This window comes from Arthrobacter vasquezii (assembly GCF_029455255.1).
Lineage (GTDB): Bacteria > Actinomycetota > Actinomycetes > Actinomycetales > Micrococcaceae > Arthrobacter_D > Arthrobacter_D parietis.
In genome coordinates, this window is sequence record NZ_JAROKN010000117.1 from 1 (window position 1) to 1,720 (window position 1,720).

2 protein-coding genes are annotated in these 1,720 nt (G+C 68.7%); both read right to left on the reverse strand.

All coding sequences use genetic code 11. From position 1 onward, the window contains the following. Nucleotides 1–729, reverse strand: a 729-nt coding sequence (locus tag P4U43_RS17835) for a uroporphyrinogen-III synthase (RefSeq protein WP_404800771.1), incomplete at its 3' end; no start/stop codon positions are given. Next, complete coding sequence (cobA, locus tag P4U43_RS17840) at nucleotides 726–1,697, reverse strand: uroporphyrinogen-III C-methyltransferase (RefSeq protein ID WP_318533048.1); 972 nt, start codon at nucleotides 1,695–1,697, stop codon at nucleotides 726–728. The genes P4U43_RS17835 and cobA, both read right to left, overlap by 4 nt. Between the last annotated feature and the right edge of the window lie 23 nt (nucleotides 1,698–1,720).

Here is a 1,720-nt window from a genome sequence, read left to right on the forward strand (position 1 = left end):
ACGAAGCGCCGCCAGGAACGCGTCCCGGCAGCCCATTTCGGACGCTGTGCTCAGCACGGCGTCGACGGCCGGAGCGCTGGTGAACGTCACAACATCCAGCCCGCCGTTGCAGACGGCCTCAATGAGCCGGGGCAACTGATTCGCGCCGGCGGGCTTTACCCAGCGGTACGGGGTTGCGGTCAGAACGTCGGCGCCTGCCCGCCGCAGCCGGTCGAGCTGCCGATAATCGGTGTAGCCGTGGAGTTGGACGGCGACGGTCTTTCCTCGCAGCTCCAGTCCGAGCATCATGTTCACCAGCGACGCCGTGGTCTCATCAGCGCTGATGCCGGCGTCCGTCAGCCCGGCCGCCCGCACGGCACCGCGTGCTTTGGGCCCACGGACGTAAATCTTTGACTCACCGAGCACGGCCAGCAACGCTTCCCCGACTCCCGCGGCGTCCGCAGCCTCCGACCAGCGGCGTAGCCCGTACGCCGTGGTGATCACGGCGTAGTCCGGCCGAGCTGCAATGATCTGCTGCGTGTCCTCGACGAGCGGCAGGTCAGCTGCCACGGGAGCGATCTTGAGCGCCGGCGCGTGCATCACCGTAGCGCCGCGCCGCTCCAGCGCGTCAATGAGGTCAGCCGAACGCCGATCGGACGTCACGCCGATTCGGAATCCGGCGAGGGAGCCCTCAACCGGTAGATCCGGTGCTTCCGGCGACGGCGTCGATGAGGGCGCTGTCACCGTCACGATGCTCCCAGCGGCTGCGCCAGAACGTGCTCAAGCGTGGCGGAAAAGTCCCGGTGCTGACGCACCACCTCACCGATCACGACGACGGCGGGAGACGCGCAGCGCGCCCGCCCCGCCGCTGTGACGGCGTCACCCAGGGTGGTGACGGTGGTCCGCTGCTCGGGGCTGTAGCCTTTTTCGACGATGGCGACGGGCACGCTCGAAGCCAGTCCGGCCTTGCGCAGGCCGGACGTCAGCTGCGGAAGCGTCCCGATTCCCATCAGCACCACGATAGTGCCGCCGAGCTTCGCCAGCGCCTCAAACTCGGTATCAGTGAGCGGTTGATGACCTGAGATGACGGTGAACGCATGAGCCACCCCTCGATAGGTGACGGGTATGCCCGCGGCCGCCGGAACGGCAATGGAGCTGCTGATCCCCGGCACGGTGGTCACCGGGATGCCCTCCGCCAGGCAGGTGTTGACCTCTTCGCCGCCCCGCCCGAAGACAAACGGATCGCCGCCCTTGAGCCGCACCACGTGCTTGCCCTCGCGCGCCTTGGCGACCATGAGCTTCTCGATCTCCGCCTGACTGACCGGGTGGTGGCCTGGGGTCTTCCCGACGTCGATCAGCTCTGCACCCGGGGCCAGCTGCGGCAGCGTCCGGTACGGTCCCAGTCGGTCATAGAGCACGACGTCGGCCTCCCGCAGCGCCTGCTTCGCCCGCACGGTCAGGAGGTCCTCCACACCTGGCCCGCCGCCGATCAGGGTGACCCTCCCGCCCGTCGTGGCGGGTTCCTCGGAAGCGGTGAGGATCCGGCGCTCGCGGCAGGCCGCACGCAGCGGTTCCCAATCCTGCTCACCGAGGGGAGCGCCGCCGGCTCCGGAATAGCCCGGCATCGTCCTGTCCGCAGTAGCGCCGTCTGATTGAGCTGCACGCGTACGGAGGTGTGCCAGCGGGTACGGAACTGGGCCGCGTCCGGACCGTTCCAGGGGATTCCGTTCAGCAGCGCAGT